Below are 20740 nucleotides of genomic sequence, written 5' to 3'. Positions count from 1 at the left end.
ATTTTTACTTTAATTGGTATTAGCTATTTAGCTACTGTAACAACGACCAAATATACCCTCGAAAACCGACCACTAGACGACTGGTCTAATTTAACTTATAGTACCGCCCATGAACGAAAAAACGAATGACACACGCCTGCATGTTTTAGATGTTGGCTACCAATTAATAGTGAACAACGGCTTTAACGGCGTTGGCTTATCGCAATTGCTTAAAGAAGCGGACGTGCCGAAAGGGTCGTTTTACCACTACTTTAAATCGAAAGAGCAATTTGGCGAGGCTCTGATCCAGCACTATTTTGAGACCTACATCAGCAGAGTTGAAACTATTTTGGTTCATGGTGAAGGCAACCATTACCAGAGAATTGTCAGTTATTTCACTCGATGGTCACAGATTGAAAACGGCACCTGCAATGCTCATAAATGCTTGGTAGTTAAACTCAGCGCGGAAGTTTCTGATCTTTCTGATCCTATGCGCCAAGCGCTATTAAAGGGTGCAGAAAAAGTGACGAATACCATCGAACAGTGCATTGTCGGCGGTATTGAAGATGGCTCCATAAAGGTTGAAGAGAGCCAAGAAGCAGCTCAGAACCTATACTCAATGTGGTTAGGCGCCAGCTTATTGAGCAAGCTGAGCCAAAGCTCACATAGCTTACAGTCAGCTTTGAGCCTTACCGAACGAATTTTAAAAGGTGAAAGCTAATAACGCGCAGCGCGCTTTATTGGCTTTAACTTAAAAAAATCACCCGCCCTCTTATCAATTTGATGACGGCGGGATTTTTAGACAACAAGACTAGACGACTGGTCTAATTCTAAATGTATAAAATACACAATTAAGGACATCCAATGACTCAACAAGACAATCGCCGAATCGTATTGGCTTCTCGCCCAGTTGGCGCACCGACTCAAGACAACTTCCGTTTAGAGACAGTAGCTGCGCCAAGCATCAAAGACGGCGAGATGTTACTTCGCTCAGTTTACCTTTCTCTAGACCCATACATGCGTGGTCGTATGAGCGATGCTAAATCCTACGCAGATCCCGTTGCGATTGATGAAGTGATGGTAGGCGCAACCGTATGTCAGGTTGAAGAATCAAACCACGCTGATTACGAAATTGGCGAGTGGGTACTGGCTTACACAGGTTGGCAAGATCTTGGTGTGTCTAACGGTGAAGGCCTTATCAAACTAGGTAAAGAACCAACGCACCCTTCTTACGCGCTTGGCATCATGGGTATGCCTGGTTTTACTGCTTACATGGGCTTGCTTGATATCGGCCAACCTAAAGAAGGCGACACGCTAGTCGTTGCAGCAGCAACAGGTGCTGTAGGCGCAACCGTTGGACAAATCGGCAAACTAAAAGGCTGTCGTGTTATCGGCGTTGCAGGCGGTCAAGAGAAGTGTCAGTACGCGAAAGAGATTCTTGGCTTTGATGAATGCATCGACCACAAAGCTGACGACTTCGCGGAGCAATTGGCTAAAGCGTGTGACAACGGCATCGACGTTTACTTTGAAAACGTTGGCGGCAAGGTATTCGATGCAGTAATGCCTCTGCTTAACACAGGTGCTCGTATTCCTGTGTGTGGCCTTATCTCTCAATACAATGCGACTTCACTGCCTGAAGGACCAGATCGTATGTCTAGCCTGATGGGTATGCTGCTTGTTAAAAGAATTAAGATGCAAGGTTTCATCATCTTTGATGACTACGCACACCGTTACAACGAATTTGCTGTTCAAATGACAGAATGGTTGTCTCAAGGCAAGATGCACTATCGTGAGCACCTGGTTGAAGGTCTAGAAAATGCGCCACAAGCATTCATGGGCCTATTGGAAGGTCAGAACTTCGGTAAGCTTGTTATCAAAACGAACGAAGCTAAATAAATTCAATAAACTGAACCCGTTAACTAGGTAGAATCATGATTACTTTGCATCACCTGAATAAGTCGCGCTCAAAGCGCATCATCTGGCTATTGGAAGAGCTTGGGGTAGATTACCAAATCAAACCCTACCAACGAGACAGTGTCACTTTTCTTGCACCACCAGAACTCAAATCCATTCACCCATTGGGTAAATCTCCTGTCATTGAAGACGATGGCGTCGTGATCACTGAATCTGGTGCTATCACGGAATACCTAATAGACAAATACGGTCAGGGTAAGTTCGCACCTACACGCGGCACCGCAAACTACGTTGAGTATTCTCAATGGCTTCACTTCGCTGAGAGTTCAGGTATTTTGCCAATGCTGCTTAAGATCTTTGTAATGAAGGACGGCTGTGAAACTAACTTCCTAGGCGGTTATGCAGACGATGAAAACCAAAAGATCTTAACTTACGTGAATAATGCACTTGAAGGTAAAACCTACTTGGTTGCAGACACACTAACAGGTGCAGATTTTATGATGTTGTTCATCGTAGAAATCGTTGGTAACTTTGGTGCAACTGCGCTTTACCCTAACATCGCTAAATACGGTGAACTTTTAAAGAGCCACCCTGCTTACCAAAAAGCTGAGCAAGTAGAGCTAGAACACTCGAACTGATCGAGTTTCACTCAAACACGTGCTTGCTAGAGTAAACACAAGAAACTAAATGAAGCCAAAGCCGATTTATCTTCTGCTTTGGCTTCTCATTTGTCTTCATTTCGACAACAATACCGAACTCTAACTGAACAGCCATAGAGTTTGATCTTAATGCCAACAAACCTCGCTCAATACACACCTCTGCACCTAGCAAACACGAATGTCGATTTAGCGCTACCGACTCGTTTTACGTTTCCGTATTACTATACCCCGCACCCTGTGTGTGAATTCGCTATGCTGCAGCTTCAGCAATCACTTGTCGACTGTGGTGTGAATGAAACCTCGCAAGGTAATCTCTACGCTGTGCTTCTTGTTCAGAATCCAACCACACAAGGGTTAGGTTACCTTTCTGCGTTTTCAGGCTTGCAGTTAGATCCGGCTTTGGTCTCTCAGTTAAACAACATTCACTTTGTTCCACCAGCCTTCGATTCAAAACAGTTTCAATCTCAAAACAGTGCGAACCTTGCTCGACAATTGCAGCTCTCGGACGACATTGAAAAGCTGCAACAGTCGCACAATCTAGACACATTATTGGCCGAGCTTGAAGGGTTAAAAATCGAATCAGCAAAAGCTATCGAAGCCTTTCAGTTAGCAATGGCCGCAAACAAAGCTCAGCGTAACGAACTCAGAGAACAAGCCAATCAAGAAAAAGCATTAGGGAATCTAGAGTCAGCGGCGAATTTGCTCAAACAACTGGGCAATCAAAGTAGCCAAGAGAAACGTGACCTAAAAGCACTTCGTATTGAGTGGAAACAGAAGATCGCAGAGCGCCAATCACAAATTGATTTGATTGAAAGCGAACTGAAAAACCGTAAGCAAGATCACCAAGCAGTTTCACAACAGTTGGAAACTCAACGCCTCTCTCACTATCGCTTTATCAATCAAGCCAAGCAATCTAAGAATTTACTCGAGTTGCTCGATGGTAAAGACGCGCTTGAAGGCTCTGGTGACTGCTGCCTACCTAAGTTGCTTAACTTTGCGTTTGAACACGGGTTCAAGCCGTTAGCATTATCTGAGTTTTGGTGGGGATTACCGCCTACAGACATCATTCGACAACACGCAAACCTCTACCCTGTTTGTCAGAGTAAAAGCTTTGAGATCCTCGAACACCAGTTAAGTGGCATAGAGCTAGAAGATAACCCGCTTATCGTGAACCCTGCGGTTGGTAAGTCTTTTAATATTGTTTATGAAGACGATGAAATCGTAGTCGTCAATAAGCCTGAAGAGTTCTTGTCGGTTCCCGGTAAGTTCATCGAAGATTCAGTTTATACCCGCATAAAAGCGCGTTACCCGGATGCGACTGGTCCTTTGATTATCCATAGGTTGGATATGTCGACGTCAGGTTTGTTGATCTTGGCGCTCACGGCGGAATCAAACAAGCATATTCAGAAGCAGTTCATTAATAGAACCGTAGAGAAACGCTACACCGCTTTGTTAGATGGCGAGATAACGGGCGAATCTGGCAATATCAGCCTTCCTTTGCGCGGCGACATCACGGACAGACCAAGACAACTGGTTTGTCACCAACACGGCCGAAATGCAGAGACCCATTGGCAAGTGGTTAGCACTCACAATGGCAAAACCAAGGTTCACTTGTACCCTAAAACAGGGCGAACCCACCAGCTGCGAGTGCACTGTGCTCATCCATTAGGGCTTGCTGTACCTATTCGTGGTGACGACTTATACGGATACAAACGCGAGCGCTTACACCTGCACGCTGGCTACTTAAAGTTGATTCACCCGACAACCGGTGAATGGATGGAGTTTGAAGTGCCTTCCGAGTTCTAAACTCTAACTTATCGAGCTAAGACTCTTATCTCACTCAATATTTGATCTCATAAAACGCATCAAGGTTCTACAACTGCTTAAGGTATAGAACCCTGATATTTAATTTTAATGTGATTATCACAGTTCATTAGCGTACTTTAGTTACTGAGTTCAATACTGCAGACGCCTAGCCCATCACATCTTTGCGCTGGTCAACACATTCGAAAGAGCCCATTTCGAACTCGCGACAGATCCATGGTCGGTTTTCGTAGATAGTACACATCAGTGTTTCTCTATCTACCGCAGAACACCAGCCGTCGTCTAAGCGCTTCATGGTTTCACCGCCCCATTCATCATAAGCGATGTGCTCTTCAGGTACGCCCGTATCTGTGATGATCATAACCTCTAAACGACAACAGCATGCCTGACAATTTGCACAGGTTACTTCGGGTTCGGTTACGTTCTTTATATCTATCGTCATAAGTGACTACACTGCTAAATTTTGCGTATAGTAATCGAAACCGCCCGCTACGGCTAATAAAGATAGTGCGGCGCGGCGTTTTCATTGATGTAGAAATAACAAAGGGCGCTGTGATTCACTCACAACACCCATAATATTTCGACTTTTCAGCGCGGCTTATCGCCACAGGCTCTATTTAGAACAGGCTCGCGAAGAACAGCTTAACGTAGTCTATTAAACGTTTGAACAAACCGCCCTGTTCAACCGCTTCAAGCGCGATCAAAGGCTGAGTTTGAACATCTTCGCCATCAACGGTGTAATGAACCACACCTAGAGATTGACCTTCTGCAATTGGCGCTTTCAGTTCAGAGTTAAGCTCGATAGATGCAGTCAGCTTTTTACTGTCTGACTTAGGCAACGTAATGAACGTGTCTTCTGCCACACCTAATTTCAATGTGTCTTGCTCACCAAACCATACCTTCTCTTCAGCCACTTGATCGCCGCCTTTATGCGGGTTTAGTGTATCGAAGAAACGGAAACCGTAGCTCAACAGCTGTTTGCTGTCTGATTCACGGCTCTTAACGCTTGATGCGCCCATCACAACCGCGATAAGTCTCATCTCACCTTGTGTCGCTGAACTCGCCAAACTGTAGCCAGCACCAGAGGTGTAGCCCGTTTTCATGCCATCAACGGTTAAGCTTCTATCACGCAACAAGCCATTACGGTTATGTTGAGTGATGCCGTTGTAACTGAAAGAGCGTTCGCTGTATAAGCCATACACATCCGGTAAATCACGAATAATGGCACGACCGAGTAACGCGATATCGTAAGGAGTCGAATAGAGGTCGTCTGCATCCAAACCATGTGCATTGGCAAAATGGGTGTTTTCTAGCTTCAGAGAGGTAGCCCAAGAGTTCATCAGGTCAACGAATGCATCTTGTGAGCCTGCAACATGCTCTGCAATCGCAACGCTAGCATCATTACCGGATTGAATAATCAAGCCACGATAAAGATCCATCATTGCTACATCGGTGTTTACTTCGATGAACATTTTTGAAGAGTCTGGGAAGTTCTTCGCCCACGCGTTCTCACTGATTCGTACCTGATCATCAGCAGAGATGTTGCCTCGCTTCATCTCTTGACCTGCCACATAGCTGGTCATCAGTTTGGTCAAGCTTGCTGGGTTTAACTTCGTATGTGCGTTTTTTTCTACCAGCACATCACCAGAATTAAAATCAATTAACACATACCCTTTTGCGCCTAGGCTAGGTGGGCTTGGTACTATAGAAGGTGCTGCGATAGCTGCATTACTTACCATCGCGGCGTTACTTACAATGAATATACTTAATAGAGGGAGAGAGTATTTGGAAAACAGTTTCATTGAATCAAACCTAAGTTAACGTTTTGAGCAGTATAGACAAATGCTAGCAAAAGAAGCGCGAACTTTACGTTGCTTTACGTATTTGTACCATTCGTTACAAATAAAAAAGTATAATCTGCGATCTGACCATATTTTCCACAACTAATATTTACTCCACGAATGCATTCAACGCCTAATGCTATCGCTCAGGCATGCGTCTAAATAACATTTCAACAAAGCCAGTAATACGCTGTTTGCTCTCGCTTGGCTCTAAATCAGGTTGGATGCCAGACTGTGCTAATGCTTGCCATTGTACGACCTCTGAGTTAGGTACGAAAAACGCAATGTACAACGACCCTTTCTCCGCGACTTTACCTTCACCATCGTAAAATGGCACACCAGTAGATAGCTTAATCGCATCGAAGATAGACTCATCGTTCAGTTCCGATTCTTCCGCTAATCCAAAGCCTACAACAACATCACCGACACCATCCTGCTTTAACTGATAACCTTTACTTGAGAGCTGTTCTTGAATCGAATCACGCACTAAATCGGTTACCACGGTTTCATCGTATTTTTGAGAAAGGTAAACCTTTTCTGACTCAGGGTGCCAGGAGTACGTCATCACGCCGTGTTTCATGAAACCAAAGTCACCGCTAGTGACCACACCATAATTGTGTGTGGGTGGTATTTCTTGCGTAGAGCATGCGGTCAGCCCAATAGCCATCAAAGCCAATAGTGCTGCTTTTTTTATGCTTTTTGTTGCACAAATGGATCGTTTTATCATTCGAGGCTTCCTTACCTATATAAGAATAACTATCAATTCAACCTCCAACATAAATAGTAATTATGTTAATAGAAAGGTCATTAAACGTTTGCGTAATCGCTAACCTTCACCTCTGTCTGTTTTGGGGGTTTAATCACAAAAACAGAGTTGGTATAGTTCTCCCCGTTAAACAAAACCAGACCATTCGAGGCACGGAGCTTCCTCAATCATCTCATGAAGAGAAGAATTGGTACCGACAAAGTATCGGCAAATTTAAGAGGGTCAAACAATGGAATTCAATATGGTTGAAATTTTAGGTTACGCTGCGTCTATTATGGTCGCAATTTCATTAACAATGAAAGATATCGTTCGTCTGCGTGTCCTTAACTTTATTGGCTGTGCACTCTTCACAGCATACGGCATCATGATTGACGCATGGCCAGTTGCAGCCACCAACGGCTTTATCGCTTGTGTAAACATCTACTTCCTTGCAAAAATGCAAAAGGAAAAAAAAACGGAAGCGATGAAAGCAGCGAAAGCTTAAATTAACGATTAGCCTTTCAAATAATTCTGAAAAAGCCCAAATAGAGCGATCTATTTGGGCTTTTTTGTGTTTGTCGTTCTCAAGAGCTCGATTTGTGTGAACAAAACTTTTCAATTCAATGAGGCTTTCAACCGATCACATGTAAGCAACGTGATATTCGTTCTCTCGATACGCTTGAGTGTTGTTACGTCCACTCTCTTTTGCTTGATAAAGCGCTTTGTCGGCTTTATCGATAGCGGTTTCAATGTCAGTCAGTGCTTGAGCATGGCAACAACCAGCGCTGATTGTTACTGGCGACACTAAGCCTTGAAGTTGCTCAACACATAACCGTAACGCCTCTGATAATTCGAATAACTCATGTTCATCACAATCAAACGTCACCAAAATAAACTCTTCACCGCCATAGCGTGCAATCAAACGACGACGGTTAACAAATCTCTGCAGTGATTTTGCGACCTCACAGATAAACCTATCGCCTTGAGCATGACCATATTGATCGTTCACCCGCTTGAAATGGTCAATATCCAGCAAAATGACACCGACATTTGTTAGCGGATAAGGCGACCTTTGAGTAATTTTCAGTTTTAGCTGTTCGATAAAACTCCGTCGACTAGGAAGCCCAGTAAGGTAATCGAGGCTTGCCACATCCAAGATTCTAAGATGACGATGCCGCAGGTAAAGCACCAACACGACAATAATGCTCAACAAACTTACAACCAAAGCCATCAAGCTAATAAACAATAGGCTATGATTTCGATTAAGCTCTTGCTCTAAGATACCTGCAGAAATGACCCAATTAAGATAAGGGTAAAACTTATAGAAGATTTTTTTGTTGGTCGTGCCACTATCACTGGAAATCGAGTAACTGAATTGACCTTCTGGTTTGGTGGCGATTCGATCAATAAGCAGTTCAGACGAGTAGCCTATTAAGGATTTCAATGATTTGTGCTCATAATCTGGATGAAGCACTAAGTTACCCTGCAGATCGACAATGTACACATATCCGCTATCACCAAACGCATACTTTCTAAGTTTATCTTTTAAACCTTCAAGATCGACCAAATACATCAATTCTTCTTTATAGGTCGTCGCAACCAAAGTATTACCACTCGGTAGCCTCATCGAATAAGCGACTTTGGCTCTGCGGCTTATCTCATGAGGGTTAGCGTGAAAGTACTCGATCATGCCAGAGTCAATAGTGAGCTGTTTTTGGATATGAGTAAGATGCCCACGCTTCTGACCTTGCAAGAATGGATGGTAGAGATGGACGCCTTGGGGTGACATCAAATAGATATAACCCGATTGTCCAATATGCAATTCACGGGCAATTTGGCTTACCTGTTCAACTTCTTGTTCTGGCGTGGTATGCCATACATGAGACGCAACGGTATCCGTAATTCCTTTAAGATATGTCTTTATCGCCTCATTAACTGTGGTGTCGACAATATCGTAACTCGCGTTCACAATCGTACGAAAAAACAGTTGGTTAGATTCCAACAATGACCTTTCAGTTCGATTAAATTGAAAGGCAGAAAGAATCATCGACACGACGGCGAGCGCAATTGAAAAATTAAGAATGTATTTACGTCTGACTTTCAAGATTACCCCGTAGATTTATAATTTCAGGTAACGCTGTGACTTCTCTTATATACAGACTGTTTTATATCATGTTTTTATTTTTTACTGAACGAGTGTCGATATTTTTAAGGGTTTCTATACGTAATCTGTGACTTATAACAAAAACGCCGAACTGGATTCAGTTCGGCTTTTTGATTTTACGTCTAGATTGATTACTTAATTGATACTAATTCCTGATAAATAGACTTAAAAGCATTTGTGTTTATTACCTATTACTACACTCTATTGTCTATAAATAGTTTGCTTAGCATTAAATTAAGAACAAACTTGAGTCCAGCTACCATCGCTACCCGGTTCAGAACTTGTCCACCAGTTTGCTTGGTAAACACTACCGTTGTGAACCACTTGGTCTCCTGTGTTTGCATGGCTTGGGTTACCTGCCCAATCTTTCTGAGGTAAGTCTGGGTAAACCGCTAAACCTGCCGTATCACATGTACCTGGATTGGTGCCACCATCGCCAGGGTTACCGCCACCTGAACTGATATCACCTAATGGTAGATCTGGCTGCTCGAAGCTAAACGCGTAATCAACGCCACCGACATTCACCGCGTAGTTAGCAGGGCCAGAAATTGGCAAGTAATACACCATGTCTAACTCATACACACCGCCAGCAGGAAGCTCTTCCCATGTCGGCAACGTAAACGCCACTCGGTGCATGGTTCCATCTAGTCCACCGATGTTATCCGCGCGAGTATGACCTGAAGCAATCACGGTCAAACCACCACCCGATTGATCTTTCGCGTTATCAGGTGCAGATACTGGGATATCGAATTGGAACTCAGTTCCACCCGGAAGAGCTTGCCCTGTGTTGTTCGTGAACGTGATCTTAGGGTTGATTGGGTAGTTTTGGTCACCGACTTTGAAGCCACCAACCGATACCGCGATATCTAGCGCTTCTGTTGGAATAGCACCCGTCGCTACTTTGTTTCCATATGGTGTTGCAGACTTAAACTTATCGTAGATAGCTTTCGTCATGGTGTTACCCATGTGGAACTCACCGTTACCGCTGTTACACGCTTGCTCAGTCGTATCGATAGAGCTTCGGTTGCCATTCGCATCGAGAACATAACAGTTATAATCCCCTGCTAGTTCCCAGAACATAATGCCGCCGATCTCTTTGTCGATAACGTAGTCCGCTTTCACGTCGATAGACTGTTTATCTTCTGTTGAAAGGAATACGCCCTTCTCTGCGTTCCACAACCAAGGGGCAACCGCCACACTGTCGTAGTTTCTCGTGTAAGTGCCCGTTAGAACATCTGAAGGATCATTCACAGGATCAAGCTTGTAAGCTTCAGCGTAAGAGCCCCAAATACCCTTCTCTAGGTTCTTCGCGTGCCACATAGGGTTAGAACCCGCGCCCATTTCGTTACCTTTTGGATCGGTATCGTGCCACATGTTGTCGATACCAATAGCGCCATGGCCACAGTTGTTTTTCTCGCCTTCACCCGTACCCGCTGAACATTCAGATTGGTTTGGCAGTGCTGCTCGGCCCCAAAGACCATTCTCACCACCCGTTACGCCTTGCCAACCACGAGTGTAGTAAGGCACACCGATGTTAATACGGCCTGCTGGCATAGAACCACGGAAGTAATGGTAAGCCCAATCCGTGTTCAGATAACCAATACCACCGTAAGCCGCCGTGTCGTATACGTTCCACTGCGCTAGCTCTGAATCTTTACCCGTATCAAACAAGGCTGCGTTATGACCTACGTGATCGTTCCACGCACCGTGAAGGTCGTAAGACATGATGTTTACGTAATCGAGGTACTTGGTTACATCGAATGTTTCCATACCGCGTAATAGGTAACCAGAAGAAGGCGCTGCGATCGTTAACATGTAGTGATTGCCATCTTGCGCAGACGCCGCATCGAGCTTCTCACGTAGCACTTTCATCAACACTTGGTACGACGCCCACAGGTATTGACGACGCGGCTCCATGAAGTCTTTGTCGTATGGGTTACCTGCGCCAGCCATAGAAGTTGGGTATTCGTAATCGATATCTAGACCATCGAACTGGTACTTACGCAGCATTTCGACCGCTGAAGTCGCGAATGTTTCGATACCTTGATGGTTGATAGAACCATCAGCATTGGTCGTCATGGTGTAGAAACCACCATCAGCCACGCGGCTGCCATCAGTCGCGAAGTGACCACCTGTTTCAGCCCAACCACCGATTGAGATTAACGTTTTCACGCCGTGTTTTTTCTTCGCTGTCGCTAATGCACCGAAGTGACCTTTGAAGCCTAATGCCGGATCAACTTCCACACCCGGCCACTCTTTACCAACCGCTGCGTTATTTGGATCGTTTACATCACCGACGTTTACTTTGCCATCTGAACCGATGCTCACGAAAGCGTAGTTAATGTGTGTGAGTTGTTCCCAAGGAATATCATTTACTAGGTAAGCAGCTTGTGGGTCATCCCCTGCACGCCAACTTGTGAAGTAACCAATGACACGACGGGGATGGTCTGCGCCCATTTTCTCACGGCCTTCATCATCGTAAATTGTACAGTAAGGAACATCGACACCTTGAGTTTGATATAAGCCATCAGGGCGACATGTGCTCACTGTTGGAGCGCCGTTCACGGTCAAAGATGCCAACGCAGAACCTGCAGTCGCACCTTGGTCGTCTGTTGCTTTCGCGTAAACCGCTAAAGAACCCGCTTGAGTTGTTGTGTAATCTAACGTGTAAGGGCTCGTTGCAGCAGTGCCCACAAGAGCACCCGCTACGTAGAAATCAACCTTATCAACCGTGCCATCGCTATCTGCTGCCGTTGCTGTCAGTGTGACTACACCACCAACATCAACAGATGTCACTGAAAGTGCAACTGAAACTGTCGGTGCTTCATTCCCTGGTTGTGCTGAATCAACAGAAACAGAAACCGCACTTGCAACACTTGCTGCGCCTTCATTATCCGTTGCAACAACAGAAACCTGATGATTACCCGACGTTGCAGCCCAAGTCGCTTCGAAAGGTGCCGCTGTGACTACCGCAACAGATGCGCCATCAACAAAGAACTCAACCGAAGCCACACTGCCATCAGAATCTAGTGCTGTTGCACTCAATACAACATTATCGCCTTCAGTAATCACGTCAGAAGCAGAGGGTGCCGTTAATGAAGCCGTTGGTACTTCATTTGGCGTACCGCCACCTCCGCCACCACTACACACATCAATCTTTTTCCATTGTGCATAGTCACCCTCAAATTGGCTCGGGTTGTTATTTTGATTCCAGTAATTCGCTGAGTACGCGCTGCCGTCATGTGAAACCTGATCACCACCGGTGTACACCGTGGCGGAATCCCACGCTTCTAACGTTGAACAATCCACAGCCGCGTAGCTGTTGAACGCCATTAAGCATGACGCGGTGAGAGTACTGAGTGTAAAAACCTTCTTGGCCACTCTTCCTTGGTTTAGGTGCATGTTAGCTGTCCCTTAAGTTATTGTTTCAAGATGCTTAATTTAAGTGTCATATTTCTCATCACTTAAATCTCTTCGCAAAACAACTGTAGGTAACAGTGCCAATTTAACACCTAAAATATTCGATATTTATAAAATGACTCGCATTAATTTGTTTATAGCATGCAATGAGTCGACACTTATTTTGCACGAACAACTAATATTAAATTTATTTCGGTACGCTAAAAAATATCGCCTAATTCGTATCCTTAATTACAAAACTCTATTCATATCTGCTTTATTTGTTCGTTCTGAAATTTCGTTTTAAAACTAACCAAAAGGGATTGATTTCGCCGTAGAACTGATTTCTTTTCTAAATTTGCCCACTTTTTCTTAACAATTGTGGTAGTATCGCGGATTTTTTTGACGAACCTCACATTTCCAATGCAAGTGTGGGAGAAATACATAGGCTCGAAAGAGCCAAATATAGCGAAGAAATAATGTCCAACTTGACGCAAGTCGCCAACGAAAACATCAACGCAGAATCTACTTCTATCGATTTCAATAAAGCTCAATCTTTGGGTGAAAAACTGGAACTCGGAAACCCAGTCTTTTGGCTTAGTGGCAGTTTTTTAACCCTCTTTGTCATCCTAGCCTTCACCAACACCTCCGTGTTGTCCGAACTTGTAAACATCGGCTTTAGTTATTCAACTAAGTGGTTCGGTGCTTTCTGGCAAGTCCTACTACTTCTCAACTTCATTATCGGTTTAGTGCTTGCACTAGGTCGCACCGGCCACGTTCGCTTAGGAACGCTTGCCCTACCTGAAATGACCACCTTTAAATGGATGTCTATCGTCCTATGTACGCTGCTAGCCGGCGGTGGTGTGTTCTGGGCAGCCGCAGAGCCTATCGCTCACTTTGTTTCAGCTCCGCCACTGTATGGCAACGCAGATCCTCAAGCGATGGCGTTCAATGCTCTATCACAATCTTTCATGCACTGGGGTTTCCTTGCATGGGCAATCTTAGGTGGTTTGTCTTCCATCGTGTTAATGCACTTGCATTACGACAAAGGCCTTCCTCTTAAGCCTCGCACTCTGCTTTACCCAGTACTTGGCGACAAAGCGATCAACAGTTGGGTTGGTAACGTTGTCGACGCATGCAGCATCGTGGCTGTAGCCGCAGGTACTATCGGCCCTATCGGCTTCCTTGGCCTACAAATCAGCTACGCACTGAGCGAACTGTTTGGCATTTCAGACAGCTTTGCAACTCAAAGTGTTGTTATTATCTTTGCTATCGCAATGTACACGCTTTCTGCTTTGAGCGGCGTGAACAAAGGTATCCAACTGGTAAGCCGTTACAACATCATCTTGTCTGTGTGTCTAATCGGCTACATCCTTCTTGTTGGCCCAACGAGCTTCATCGTTGATGGCTACCTGCAAGGTATGGGCGAAATGGTTGATAACTTCATCCCAATGGCGCTATACCGCCAAGATACAGCATGGCTAGGTGGCTGGACTGTGTTCTTCTGGGGTTGGTTCTTAGGTTATGGCCCAATGATGGCGATCTTCATTGCTCGTATCTCACGTGGCCGTACTATTCGCCAAATGATCGTTTCTATTAGCATCGTTGCGCCGCTTGTAACGTGTTTCTGGTTCAGCATCGTTGGTGGTAGTGGTCTAGCGTTTGAATTAGAGAACCCAGGTGTGATTTCTAGTGCGTTCGAAGGCTTCAACCTTCCGGCGGTTCTTCTAGCAATTACCGCGCAACTGCCGTTCCCAACTCTGATTGCAATTCTGTTCCTGATCCTGACGACCACGTTCATCGTGACAACAGGTGACTCAATGACTTACACCATCAGTGTGGTAATGACGGGTACGACAGAGCCAAACGCAGCGGTACGTACTTTCTGGGGTATCATCATGGGTGCGGTAGCGATCGCACTTATCTCAATGGGTTCAGGCGGCATCTCCGCTCTACAGTCGTTCATTGTGATCACTGCGGTTCCTGTATCGTTCATCTTGTTGCCGTGTCTATGGCACGCACCGAAAATCGCGAAACAGATGGCCAGAGATCAAGGTCTCGTTTAATGCCTGACCCGATTTAGTTTCGGGGAGCGTATAAAATTAAAAAGCCACTCAAGTGATTCACCTGAGTGGCTTTTTTGTATTTATAACGTTCTATAAGGTTGTTGGTATCAGTATCTTCAATTACTGGAATTTTTCACCTGCAGCAACCATAAACGACATCTCAACCAATAGCTCAGGGTTAGCAAGTTCTGCTTTCACACATGCACGGCTTGGCGCACAGCCTTCAGGGAACCACGATTCCCACACTTCATTTAACGCGTCAAAATTGGCAAAATCTGTTAGGTAAATAGTTACCGACAATACGCGAGATTTGTCACTGTCGACCAAGCTCATCATTTCTTCAGCTTGATCAAAAATTTGCTGAACCTGACTCTTAATTCCTGCCGTTGTATCAGTCTCTGGTACCTCAACAAAACTTGCGATGCCATTAAATACAGTTACATCTGACCAACGTTTGGTCGGGTTAATTCTATGGATTTTCACGAGCGATTCTCTTCTTATAATTAGGGGTTTACGTCAACGTAATCTAATCCAAATCGTGAATATTGAAAACAAAAATTGGAAGGCTCGCTGTACCTTTTGAACAGCACTATCGCCTACACATTGCTTCGGTTCTCAACATCACCAGTATTTAAGTTCATATCGAGACAATAAGTCTCTAGATAAATATATTAATTATTATTCTCAATGCGAAATTTAATCTGAACTCTTGCGGTCATATTCAAGGATTTTATTAAATGGAGTACTTTTATGCATGTTCAAACCTATGATTTAAAACAGAGTAATGTGGGATATAACCTAGGCGTGGTTGGAGTAGCATTAGTGCTCGCTTGGATTGGAATTTATAAGTTTACGCCAACTGAAGCGATGCTCATTGAACCGCTAATCGCGAATCATCCTGCAATGAACTGGCTTTACAATCTGTTCTCAGTACAAGCTGTGTCTAACATGGTGGGTGGCGCGGAGATCATCGTCGCGATTGGATTGATCGTTGGATTTAAGAAGCCGACAGTAGCTTTCTACTCAGGCATTGCTGCATCGGCTATCTTTGTTGTGACACTTAGCTTCCTGGTTACAACGCCAAACGCTTGGAAAGTATCGGATGGCATCTTAGTCACTAACTTCTTCCTAGTGAAAGATATCCTGTTTTTGGCTATCGCGATTAGCGTAATCGAACATAACAAACCTCAGAAGTAACCGTAAATCTAGAAGTGGCCAAACCTAGAAGTAACCTTAAACCTTTAAATAAAAAGACTCGAAGCTGGCTAGAAGGACGCTGCCAGCTTCTAATGTATAAGGCACTGATAGTCACCTAGTCAGCTAAAACCTTACGATAAAAATTAGCATCTTGATGTTCTCCTTTAAACACCGCGTAGCTCTCAACATACTCGACCAATTCAAAACCGGTATTGGATAAGATTTTGTTGGAACCGATATTGCCCACTAACGCATAGGCATCAACATATTTAAGGTTGGTCTGTTCCTCCAAATAGAGTAGAAACTGCTTTACTGCGTTAGACGCAATGCCTTTTGAAGCAAAGGAACGACCTACTCGATACCCTAGCTCTCCACTATGGGCGATCTGGTCGATATCGCGGATGTTGATTCTTCCACAGACAGTGCCATTGGCATCTTTGATCAACATAGGAATCATCTCACCATTCTCGTATTCAGTTAGAAAGCTGGTGATTTGCTCGGTCACACCTGCATTTGAATAGAAGCTATCACCCCTAACTGGAATAAATTGCTCAAACCACTCTCGATTTTCGACCTCAAAATCCAAAAGCGCACTCGCGTCATTCGGTTGAAGTAAGTGTAAAAATACATCCATGACAAATACTCTAATGTTTCCCTAAAAAGCCGCACCTTATGATTCATGAACCACGGCTTATTAATACGGTTACGGTAAACCTCTCAATTTCTTGGCTGGGTTACCTGCGTAGATACCTTTTTCGGTGATGTCTTTCGTTACCACACTGCCCGCGCCGATTACTGCACCTTCGCAAATGCTGACAGACAGAACCGTAGCGTTAGAACCGATCGTGACGTTGTCAGCTATCAAGGTACGCCCCCAACTTTCAGGATTAGGGTCTGGCTTGCCCTCTTTGAATAAGTCGTTGGCAAACATGACTCCGTGACCAACAAAGCAGTCACTTCCAATGGTCACATACTCACAGATAAAGGTGTGAGATTGAATCTTGCTTCTCGCACCTATCACGGTGTTCTTTTGAATCTCAACAAAGGGGCCAACGAACACATCATCTTTAAGCTCACAGCCATAAACGTTACTTGGCTCGATGATAGTGACATTCTCGCCACAGGTAATATCAGTAATCTGTGACTTTAATACTCTTGGACTTGCCATACTTCACTTCCTCTCGACATTAGCGTCACAATTCAACCTAAGAGATTGTGCCGTAGCCATTAAAGTGCAGCAAATAGATATGTTGAGAGTTGGCAATGGATCAGAAATTCTGCATAAATTAAAACAGTCCTACCAGCACAACTGACAACAGCACCCCACCGATAAAACTTGGGGCGTGGAATGGCTGAGCTTTAGATCTAACGTACTCTTTTTGAAGGTCTTCTTGGTAAGTTTTAACGGCGAGTTCTTTTATGTAGTTATTTTGCATAATAAGCTCCTTCTTAATCAGTAAGAGAAGCTTAAGACTTGAAGTTAGGTTGAGGTAAAGCAAAAAATCAGATTAATTGAACACTTTATTTTTGTTACTCGAGGATTACCCTGAACACATCGTTATTCACGCCGCCAACATCTACTAACTCTCCCGGTTTCATTAGAAGCGAGGTGTTAAGCTGTCGTGTTGAACGTGGCTCTTTTGTTTCTCGAATCACTAACATATCGACAAAATAGCCAGAGTCTTTCTTTGATATTGAGCCCGAAAACGTAACGCTTTCAACCCTATCGGCAAGGACTGAGTTGAATGTTTTATCCTCTAAAACACCTGCGGCGATGGATGTATCACCATAAAATAGCGTGATGGTTGTTGGGTCGGGTACCAACTCTTGATTGGACGAACACCCTATTAGGGTAAGGCATAGCAGTAAAATGGCTCGAAATTGCATAAACTGGTTTTCTTTATTACGTTAAGCGTCTGTTTTTCATATTAAAACACTTCAACCTTATAAATACCATGTTTACGGGATAAGCTTAGGTGTGTCGCTTCGATGGACTTGAGTAATGAAGTGAACGGATCAGATCTCGGCCTGTTGAGTTTGCTCCCTATTTGGAAGCTAAACCGAGATCTGATCGATATTATCGAGAAGGGTTCAATTGATTTATGCAACAACGCCTTGTGGAGGTGTCCCTTCACAGTTAGAAACGACAGCATCAATTTGTACTAAAGCATTCATTGGGATTTCTGAAACCCCTACTACCGTTCTTGCAGGCAGCTCAGCATTAAAGAATGTGGTGTAGACTTCGTTTACCACATCAATATCTGAAATATCCTTAAGTTGAATATTAATTTTCACCGTATCGTCCATGCTATGGTCAACGCTTTCAATTATCGCCTTAATATTGTTTAAACATTGTTCCGCTTGTTCTTTTACCCCGCCAGCAACGATTTCATTTGTTTTCGGATCTAAAGGTAATTGGGCTGAAATATGATTGTAGTGAGAGAAAGCAACAGTATGCGAATAAGGCATGAATGGTGCAGAAACAGTATTATTGGTTTCAATAACCAGTAAGCGAGTGTCTTCTGGTAATTGCGGCGGTGTACCGTCGCCATGTGAAATGGATGTATCAATTTGAATTAAAGCACCCATTGGTAATTCAGCTGCGTTAACAACAGTACGAGCAGGAACGTAGCTTGGGAAGAATTTAGCACATACTTCATTTACCACTTCCGCATCTGCGATATTTTTTAGGTAGATAGTCGTTTTAACCACATCATTCATGACATGACCGATACTTTCTAGAATAGCTTTGATGTTTGATAGACATTGTGCTGTTTGCGCTTCGATACCACCATCAACCAACTCACCTGTGGCTACATCTATAGGCAACTGAGCTGAAAGATTGTTGTAGTGAGAAAAGGCAGCAGTCTGCGTGGACACAGTACTTTGAGGTGCATTATCCGTATTTCTTGATACCTTAATTAGAGCGCAAGGTGCTTGTGGTTTAGTGCCTTCACCGTTAGAAATGAGAGCATCCATTTGAACCAGCGCATCGCTGTTTGTCAGTGCAGCGACACCCACGACAGTGCGTGTTGGCAGACTGTTGTGGAAGAAGCTTTTGTAAACTTCATCAATAGCATCGATATCAGAAATATTCTTAACGAAAACATGAATCTTCACGACATCATCCATAACATGGTCGATGCTTTCAACAATCGCTTTAATATTATTCAAACATTGTGCTGCTTGATCTTTAATATCACCGATGACTATTTCACCCGTTTTAGGGTCAATCGGAAGTTGAGCAGAAAAGTTATTATAATGAGAAAAAGCGACCGTTTGTGTAGATACAGAATTAATTGGTGCGTTTTCAGTGTTTCTTGAAATTTTAATGATATCGCTACTCATCGGTATTATCCTTTTAATAAAATAGGTATACGTATTTATATTTAACAATCGTATTTGAAAGAATGATTAAAGTAGCGCCATGTTAAGTGAATTATTTTAGGGTAAACGTGATATCCATCAGACTCTCAGTTGACTATAAATCAGCAAGTTACAGAATAATTAGTCATCAAACGACTAATTATCCGTCGTACTAGGCTTTATCAACTGCTAAATTATCTTTAATTTTAAGTCTATTCAATAATCCTGAATACTCTCTCTGATAGTACGGTGAGTAATTCCAGAATTTTAGATAATATTTGATAGGTTGTTCACACTAAAACTTCGTTAATAGCTAAGTTAGTGAGTTTCTCCCCTATACCTGTGCATAAACTCTTAGGCTATTTAATTAATTATTTTCGAGAGCTTATTTTATATAAGTACGTTAATAATATATTCGAGAATCAAATACCTACAATCTGACAATGCCTATGATTAGATACATTTACTCATATAATTCAACAAATATGAGCAATCGTCACCATAGCTTTTGGCATTATAGCTCTCAACACATAGTTTCGTTGAAAGAAGAACTAAACCGCTCTTGGAGTAGTATTGAAGTGGCGCTTAAATTCGCGACTGAATTGGGATGGGCTAGAATAACCGACTCGACGTGCAGCATCACTAATACGAAGGCCTTCTAGTTGAATCAGCTCTTTCGCTTTGTTGAGCCTAACCTTCTTCAAATATTGCAGTGGTGATTCAAAAGTGACATTACGGAATGCATAGTGGAAGGCAGACACGCTCATGTTGGCTTCGTCAGCCAGCGATTGAACAGTGATGGTTTGGTCGTATTCTTCATGCACTTTAGACAGCGCTTTAGCGACACGTGCGTAATGGCCATCATGATGAGCTAAATCAAACAGCACACGCCCTTCTGAACCGGTTAATGCGCGGTAGACAATCTCTGTCACCATCGCATCGCCCAATATATTGGCTTCAATGTCGCAATGCAGCGTTTTCACCAACCGGGTAAAGCTCTCTAGCATTTGCTCTTCCATCGGCGTCGATTCTAAGCCACTCGAGTTCTGTTTATGCTTGTTGCAGTAGCTCTCTAGAAAGCCTTGGTCTTCGAGCTTTTTGACTAAGCTATGCAAACGTTGAGAATCAATGCTTATCGACAAACCAAGCAATGGTTCGCCATTAACAGGCAAGGCTTCGCACTCTAACGGCATTGGCACACCCACCACAAGATAATCACCTGCAGCGTAAGTCACTGGCCTTTCACCAATGTAGATGTTCTTTTTGCCCTGTCCGAGCATGATAATGCCAGACTGGTAAGTAAATGGCTGACGCTGATTCCCGCCACTGCTTCGATACAACCACACACCGCTAATTTCAGTTTCTCTGATCCCTTCAAGGTCATCCCAACCTTTGTGTTCAACATAAGACTGTAATAACTGAGCGAGTGTTTTCATAAGTGGCGACTTTCCATTCTAAGTGCTAAGAGTAAGTAAGCTAAAGCAGAGGAAGAATATCAAGTTTGTAGAAATAGGCAATTTATTTGGAGGAACAGCTCTTCATTGACCTAGATTACTGTACTAATATGCAAATATAGAAATTGAGCA

At 43.7% G+C, this 20740-nt stretch carries 19 protein-coding genes; 7 read left to right on the top strand and 12 right to left on the bottom strand.

Features of this window, described 5'->3' with window-relative positions; all coding sequences use genetic code 11:
- Positions 1–109: 109 nt before the first annotated feature.
- From AB4585_RS09330 to AB4585_RS09315, 4 genes are all read left to right on the top strand, one after another.
- A complete protein-coding gene (locus AB4585_RS09330; RefSeq protein ID WP_017062643.1) occupies positions 110–700 on the top strand; it encodes a TetR/AcrR family transcriptional regulator in 591 nt (196 codons plus the stop codon).
- A gap of 143 nt (positions 701–843) precedes the next feature.
- Positions 844–1875, top strand: a complete 1032-nt coding sequence (locus tag AB4585_RS09325) for an NADP-dependent oxidoreductase (protein ID WP_102428560.1) — start codon at positions 844–846, stop codon at positions 1873–1875.
- Between the two features lie 35 nt (positions 1876–1910).
- Entirely contained in the window at positions 1911–2531 is a 621-nt protein-coding gene (locus tag AB4585_RS09320) for a glutathione S-transferase family protein (RefSeq protein WP_372169646.1), read from the top strand.
- A 150-nt stretch (positions 2532–2681) separates the two neighbouring features.
- On the top strand, positions 2682–4358 hold the full coding sequence (locus tag AB4585_RS09315) for a pseudouridine synthase (protein WP_372058977.1): 1677 nt from the start codon (positions 2682–2684) through the stop codon (positions 4356–4358).
- A 166-nt stretch (positions 4359–4524) separates the two neighbouring features.
- On the opposite strand, the gene AB4585_RS09310 is transcribed toward AB4585_RS09315, so the two are convergent.
- From AB4585_RS09310 to AB4585_RS09300, 3 genes are all read right to left on the bottom strand, one after another.
- Positions 4525–4818 carry a YkgJ family cysteine cluster protein gene (locus AB4585_RS09310; protein ID WP_080582263.1) on the bottom strand — a complete coding sequence of 98 codons (294 nt, stop codon included), beginning with the start codon at positions 4816–4818 and terminating at the stop codon, positions 4525–4527.
- Positions 4819–4993: 175 nt separating this feature from the next.
- Positions 4994–6178, bottom strand: coding sequence for a serine hydrolase (locus tag AB4585_RS09305; protein ID WP_372169642.1), 1185 nt, complete (start codon positions 6176–6178; stop codon positions 4994–4996).
- A 178-nt stretch (positions 6179–6356) separates the two neighbouring features.
- The gene (locus tag AB4585_RS09300) at positions 6357–6944 is read right to left on the bottom strand and encodes a DUF4136 domain-containing protein (RefSeq protein ID WP_017064475.1); all 588 of its coding nucleotides are present in this window, start codon (positions 6942–6944) and stop codon (positions 6357–6359) included.
- 268 nt (positions 6945–7212) lie between these two features.
- On the opposite strand from AB4585_RS09300, the gene AB4585_RS09295 reads away from it, so the two are divergent.
- Positions 7213–7467 (top strand): YgjV family protein, encoded by a 255-nt coding sequence (locus tag AB4585_RS09295; protein WP_017068159.1) that lies wholly within the window; start codon positions 7213–7215, stop codon positions 7465–7467.
- A gap of 135 nt (positions 7468–7602) precedes the next feature.
- Here the strand turns inward: AB4585_RS09295 and AB4585_RS09290 are convergent, their stop codons facing one another.
- Both AB4585_RS09290 and AB4585_RS09285 read right to left on the bottom strand, forming a co-directional pair.
- Entirely contained in the window at positions 7603–9066 is a 1464-nt protein-coding gene (locus AB4585_RS09290; protein WP_372154457.1) for a diguanylate cyclase domain-containing protein, read from the bottom strand.
- Between the two features lie 294 nt (positions 9067–9360).
- Positions 9361–12528 carry a chitinase C-terminal domain-containing protein gene (locus AB4585_RS09285; protein ID WP_372154456.1) on the bottom strand — a complete coding sequence of 1056 codons (3168 nt, stop codon included), beginning with the start codon at positions 12526–12528 and terminating at the stop codon, positions 9361–9363.
- A 476-nt stretch (positions 12529–13004) separates the two neighbouring features.
- Here AB4585_RS09285 and AB4585_RS09280 point away from each other — a divergent pair, with 476 nt between their 5' ends.
- Positions 13005–14591 (top strand): BCCT family transporter, encoded by a 1587-nt coding sequence (locus AB4585_RS09280; RefSeq protein ID WP_372154455.1) that lies wholly within the window; start codon positions 13005–13007, stop codon positions 14589–14591.
- A gap of 120 nt (positions 14592–14711) precedes the next feature.
- On the opposite strand, the gene AB4585_RS09275 is transcribed toward AB4585_RS09280, so the two are convergent.
- Positions 14712–15074, bottom strand: a complete 363-nt coding sequence (locus tag AB4585_RS09275; RefSeq protein WP_004731436.1) for a RidA family protein — start codon at positions 15072–15074, stop codon at positions 14712–14714.
- A gap of 267 nt (positions 15075–15341) precedes the next feature.
- Between AB4585_RS09275 and AB4585_RS09270 the strand changes: the two genes are divergently transcribed.
- Positions 15342–15788 (top strand): DUF417 family protein, encoded by a 447-nt coding sequence (locus AB4585_RS09270; RefSeq protein WP_017064470.1) that lies wholly within the window; start codon positions 15342–15344, stop codon positions 15786–15788.
- A 115-nt stretch (positions 15789–15903) separates the two neighbouring features.
- On the opposite strand, the gene AB4585_RS09265 is transcribed toward AB4585_RS09270, so the two are convergent.
- The 6 genes from AB4585_RS09265 to AB4585_RS09240 all read right to left on the bottom strand — a co-directional run bounded on the left by AB4585_RS09265 (position 15904) and on the right by AB4585_RS09240 (position 20590).
- Positions 15904–16422: a GNAT family N-acetyltransferase gene (locus AB4585_RS09265; RefSeq protein WP_017062656.1), complete on the bottom strand. Its 519-nt coding sequence runs from the start codon at positions 16420–16422 to the stop codon at positions 15904–15906.
- Between the two features lie 69 nt (positions 16423–16491).
- The gene (locus tag AB4585_RS09260; protein ID WP_017062657.1) at positions 16492–16956 is read right to left on the bottom strand and encodes an acyltransferase; all 465 of its coding nucleotides are present in this window, start codon (positions 16954–16956) and stop codon (positions 16492–16494) included.
- A 118-nt stretch (positions 16957–17074) separates the two neighbouring features.
- On the bottom strand, positions 17075–17224 hold the full coding sequence (locus tag AB4585_RS09255) for a hypothetical protein (RefSeq protein WP_017067591.1): 150 nt from the start codon (positions 17222–17224) through the stop codon (positions 17075–17077).
- Between the two features lie 94 nt (positions 17225–17318).
- Positions 17319–17675, bottom strand: coding sequence for a hypothetical protein (locus AB4585_RS09250; RefSeq protein ID WP_017062659.1), 357 nt, complete (start codon positions 17673–17675; stop codon positions 17319–17321).
- A 213-nt stretch (positions 17676–17888) separates the two neighbouring features.
- A complete protein-coding gene (locus tag AB4585_RS09245; protein WP_372154454.1) occupies positions 17889–19136 on the bottom strand; it encodes a RidA family protein in 1248 nt (415 codons plus the stop codon).
- Positions 19137–19705: 569 nt separating this feature from the next.
- Complete coding sequence (locus tag AB4585_RS09240) at positions 19706–20590, bottom strand: AraC family transcriptional regulator (protein WP_017062661.1); 885 nt, start codon at positions 20588–20590, stop codon at positions 19706–19708.
- Positions 20591–20740: the final 150 nt, after the last annotated feature.

The sequence above is a fragment of the Vibrio sp. 10N.222.49.C9 genome (assembly GCF_041474985.1).
Lineage (GTDB): Bacteria > Pseudomonadota > Gammaproteobacteria > Enterobacterales > Vibrionaceae > Vibrio > Vibrio crassostreae_C.
This window is presented reverse-complemented; position numbering and strand designations above follow the sequence as displayed.